Annotated in this window: 5 protein-coding genes; 4 read left to right on the plus strand and 1 reads right to left on the minus strand. The window is 74.3% G+C overall.

The features are described from left to right. From PLP61_RS14990 to ftsY, 4 genes are all read left to right on the plus strand, one after another. Window positions 1-1,098, plus strand: a 1,098-nt coding sequence (locus PLP61_RS14990; RefSeq protein ID WP_324503557.1) for an AAA family ATPase, incomplete at its 5' end; no start/stop codon positions are given. Then, window positions 1,095-1,532, plus strand: a complete 438-nt coding sequence (locus PLP61_RS14995; RefSeq protein WP_324503558.1) for an acyl-CoA thioesterase — start codon at window positions 1,095-1,097, stop codon at window positions 1,530-1,532. The genes PLP61_RS14990 and PLP61_RS14995, both read left to right, overlap by 4 nt. Window positions 1,533-1,639: 107 nt before the next feature. Continuing rightward, the gene (locus PLP61_RS15000; protein WP_324503559.1) at window positions 1,640-1,840 is read left to right on the plus strand and encodes a hypothetical protein; all 201 of its coding nucleotides are present in this window, start codon (window positions 1,640-1,642) and stop codon (window positions 1,838-1,840) included. Window positions 1,841-1,903: 63 nt separating this feature from the next. Then, a complete protein-coding gene (gene ftsY / locus PLP61_RS15005; protein ID WP_324503560.1) occupies window positions 1,904-3,040 on the plus strand; it encodes a signal recognition particle-docking protein FtsY in 1,137 nt (378 codons plus the stop codon). 50 nt (window positions 3,041-3,090) lie between these two features. Here the strand turns inward: ftsY and PLP61_RS15010 are convergent. After that, the coding region (locus PLP61_RS15010; protein WP_324503561.1) for a glycosyltransferase family protein at window positions 3,091-4,762 on the minus strand (1,672 nt) is incomplete at its 5' end.

Raw genomic sequence — 4,762 nt, forward strand, 5'->3', positions numbered from 1 at the left:
GCCCGGACCGAGCGGGAGACCCGGGCCCGTGCGGCCGAACGACGTGAGCGGCTGCTCCGCGAGGGGCAGGCGGCCGAGGCGGTCGGTGCGGCGGTCCGGGTCGTGCTGTCCCGGCTGGAGGAGTCGGTCGACCTGGCCGCGGCGGAGCGGGCAGCGGTGGAGGCGGCCCGTCAGCGGCGGGAGCAGGAGCTCCTCGGCGTGCGGGCGCGGCTGCGCGACCTGGCCCGGGAGCACGACGAGCTGGTGAGCTCGGTCCACCGCGACGAGATGGCCCGTACCCAGCAGCGGATGCGCATCGAGCAGTTGGCGGAGCGAGCCCTCGACGAGCTCGGGCTGGACGCCGAGGCCCTGGTCGCCGAGTACGGCCCCGACCAGCTCGTTCCGTTCACCGGCGAGGTCGAGGACGGCACCGAGCCGCCCGAGCCCGTCCCCTTCGTCCGCGAGGAGCAGGCCAAGCGGCTGCGCGCGGCCGAACGTGCCCTGGCGATGCTGGGCCGGGTCAACCCGCTGGCGCTGGAGGAGTTCTCCGCGATGGAGGAGCGGCACAAGTTCCTCACCGAGCAGCTGGAGGACCTCAAGCGCACCCGCCGGGACCTGCTGGACATCGTGCGGGAGGTCGACGCCCGGGTGGAGCAGGTGTTCACCGAGGCGTACGCCGACGTCGAGGTCGCCTTCGGCCAGACCTTCGCCCGGCTCTTCCCCGGGGGCGAGGGGCGTCTGGTGCTCACCGACCCCGGAGACATGCTGACCACCGGCGTCGAGGTCGAGGCGCGCCCGCCGGGCAAGAAGGTCAAGCGGCTCTCGCTGCTGTCGGGGGGCGAGCGGTCGCTGGTGGCCGTCGCCTTCCTGGTCGCCCTGTTCAAGGCCCGGCCCTCGCCCTTCTACATCCTCGACGAGGTGGAGGCGGCGCTCGACGACACCAACCTGGGCCGCCTGCTGGAGATCTACGAAGAGCTGAGGGAGACCTCCCAGCTGCTCGTGATCACCCACCAGAAGCGCACCATGGAGGTCGGCGACGCCCTGTACGGCGTGAGCATGCGTGGCGACGGGGTCTCCGCAGTGATCAGCCAGCGGCTGCGGGAGGCCGAGTCGGCGTGACCGCGCCGCCCGTCCGTGCCGACTTCGTCGCCTGGCGCACCATCACCACCCGGTGGCGAGACGACGACGCCTACGGGCACCTCAACAACGCGACCTACTACGAGATGTTCGACACCGCGGTGAACGCCCACCTGTACGAGGCCACCGGGCTCGACATCCGTGCGCTCCCACAGATCGGCATCGTCGCGGAGACCTCCTGCCGCTACTTCCGCGAGCTGGGGTTCCCGGCTCCGGTCGAGTCGGGGCTGGTGGTCGAGCGGGTCGGCACGTCCTCGGTCGTCTACCGGATCGGGCTGTTCCAAGGCCCGTCGGACGAGGCGGCGGCGCTCGGCCGGTTCGTGCACGTGTACGTGGACAACACCGTCCCCGGCCGGCCCGTCGTCCCGATGCCGGCGGCGGTGCGGGAGGCGGTCGTGCCGCTGCTGCGGCAGTGAGATGGGCCACCCCGGCCCCGCAGCCGGCCTGTTGATGTGCGCCGGCTCTCGGTGGTGTGGCACCGTGGAGCCGTCGTCTGTCCCTGAGCTCTCGGGAGTGGTTCCTCGTGTGGATCATCGCGGTCGCGATGCTCGCTATCGTCCTGCTGGCCGCCGTCGTGGTCGCCTACGTCGCCTACCCCTACCGCGGCGAGCCGATCCCCGGCGTGCCCTGGCTCGGCCGGGCGCTCCAGCGTCTGCACCGTGCCCTGCCCACCCGGCACGATCCCAGCGACTTCTACGACACCTCGGCGCCGGGACGACGCTGAGCGCACCCGCCGGGGAGCGGCCCGACCCGGCCGACTCACCCCGCTTCTGGTTGGATGGCCGCCATGGGTGACTGGCTGTACCTGATCATCGGCATCGCCGTCGTCGCGCTGATCGCGCTCGTGGCGCTGCTGCGCCCCGGGCGCAGCACCCCGCCGCCGACGGCGACCACGGAGGTCATCGCCCCGCCGCGGGTCGAGGAGCCGGCCCCGGCGGTCGCGGAGGCGCCACCGGTCGTCGAGGAGGCTGCTCCGGTCGAGGCCGCCCCGGCCCTGGAGAAGCCGGAAGGCACCGCCTCACGCCTGGTGCGGCTGCGCCAGCGGCTGGCCCGCTCCCAAGGCACCCTGGGTCGTGGCCTGCTGGCCCTCCTCTCACGCGACCGGCTCGACGAGGACACCTGGGAGTCCATCGAGGAAACCCTGCTCACCGCCGACATCGGGGTGGCACCCACCCAGCAGGTGGTGGAGCACCTGCGCACGCGGCTGCGCGTGGAGGGCGGGCAGGCCCCCGACGCCCGCGCCGTGCTGCGCGAGGAGCTGCTCGCCCTCGTCGACCCCACCATGGACCGCCGGCTCCAGGTCAGCGGCGAGGACGGCCGGCCCGGCGTGCTGCTCGTGGTCGGGGTGAACGGGTCCGGGAAGACCACGACCGTCGGCAAGATCGCCCGCATCCTCGTGGCCGAGGACCGGTCGGTGGTCCTCGGCGCGGCCGACACCTTCCGGGCGGCGGCCGTGGACCAGCTGGCGACGTGGGGCGAGCGCGTGGGCGTCGAGGTGGTCCGCGGCCCCGAGGGCGGGGACCCGGCCGCGGTGGCCTTCGAGGCCGTCCGCGAGGGCCTCGAGCGCGGCGTCGACACCGTGATCGTCGACACCGCCGGCCGCCTCCAGAACAAGGCGGGCCTGATGGACGAGCTCGGCAAGGTCAAGCGGGTCATCGAGAAGCACTCCCCGGTCACCGAGGTGCTGCTGGTGCTCGACGCGACCACCGGCCAGAACGGCCTGATCCAGGCCCGGGTCTTCTCCGAGGTCGTCGACGTCACCGGCATCGTGCTGACCAAGCTGGACGGCTCCGCCAAGGGCGGCATCGTGATGGCGGTCCAGCGCGAGCTCGGCGTACCGGTCAAGCTCGTCGGGCTCGGCGAGGGCCCCGACGACCTGGCTCCCTTCGACGCCGGGGCCTTCGTCGACGCGCTGCTCGGCTGACATCGAGGCGCTCCTCGGGACGCGTCCCTGAGCGGGGCCGCGCCCACCGGTCACCCGCGCTCCCGTCGTACGTCGAGGACGGCCTCCAGGAGCACCCGTGCCCGGGCGTCGAAGGAGTGCACGAGGGCCACCCGGTCGGCGATCGCGGCCATCGTGTCCTCGTCGGGGAACCGCGCCCGCCCCTGCGGGCTGCACAGGAACGCCAGCTCGGCGCGGTCGTGGTAGGGCTGGACGGCCCCCTCAAACACCTCCAGCCCGGCCACCGGGTCGGTGACCACCCGGGCGCCCGAGGCCACCGCGTCGTAGAGCCGGTTGGCCACGAAGCCGTGGCGGGCCATGTCGGCGTGGTGGTCGGCCAGGACCAGGCCGTGCTCCCGGTAGAGGCTGCCGAGCCGTTCGTTGGGCACGTAGCCGCCACCCACGAGCTCGTCGGGGATCCGGCCCCGCCAGGGCCCGAAGGCCCGGAACCGCACGCCTGTCGCCAGCGCGTCCGCCACGATCCGGCGCGGCCGGCCCCCGTGGGTCGTGCCCACGAACACCGGGACGTCGCCGGTGCCCACCGGGCGACGCAGGTCCGCGCGCAGAGAGACGTCGGTGGCCTGCTGCAGGACCCCCACCGGTCGCCCCGACCGGTCGCCCATCTCGCGGGCCCACGGGGCGGACGCGGCGAAGACCAGGTCGAAGTCCTGCAGCTCGGCGGGGTCGACGTCGTCGGGATGGCTGATCACCCACAGCACCGACACCGCTCCCGGAACCGGTCGCACCGGGTCGAGCCCCCGGATACCCAGCACCACGTCGTCGAGGCTCGCGGTGCCGCGGTCATGGGCGCCGTGCCGGTACGTCACCACCTCCTGGCCGCCGGCCCGCAGCGCCCGCGCCAGCGACGCACCGAAGTGCGTGTCACCCCACCGGTCTCCCTCCGGGCCACCGGGGGAGGCCAGCACCAGCCCCCAGCGCAGGGGGCCCGGCACGGCGGGGCGACGGACCACGAGGGCCGGGAGGGCCTGCGCCGACCCGTCTCCCGCGGTGCTCGCGCGGACCTCGAACCCGAGCTCGCCCCACCGTTGCGGCCCGGTGGCGGGCAGCGCTCCGCGCCAGCGCTCCAAGAACCTCCGGCGATGCTCGGCCACCGTGTCGGGATCGGCCGCCGGGTGGTCGTCGTGGTGCCAGGCCCGCGCGGCGGGCTCGACCAGGAATCGGCCCGGCCGCAGCCGGGCCGCCCGCAGGCACAGGTCGGCGCCGGCCAGCTCGCCGAGGGAGGCGTCGAGGCCGCGCAGCTCGACCAGGTCACCTGCTCGCATCAGCAGGGCCGTGGCGCTCACCGCGGGGAAGGCGCGGTCGGTCGTCCGCAGAGCGTCCTCGGGAGGGTGTCCGGCGAGGAAGGGAAGGGGCAGCCCGTCGGCCCGGGGCAGGACCACCCCGGCACACTCGACGGAGTCGTCGGGATGGAGCAGGAGCGGTTGCACACCGAGCACGACCATCGACCCGTCGCTGTTTTCCGCATCAGGTGCCAGGCCGGCGAGCAGCCTGGGCAGGCAGTCGGCTGCGGGTTCCACGTCGTGGTGCAGCAGCAGCACCGTCCCGCCGGTGCTGTGACGCAGCCCCGCGTTGACCGCTGTGGCCTCGTCCGCGGGCGTCGGCAGTCGCAGGTACCGCAGCCGCGGCTCGGCCAGGGCGGCGGCGCGCAGCCGTGCCGCGACGGGGCGCGAGCTGGCCCGGTCG

This window comes from Nocardioides sp., assembly GCF_035429765.1.
Classification (GTDB): Bacteria; Actinomycetota; Actinomycetes; order Propionibacteriales; family Nocardioidaceae; genus Nocardioides.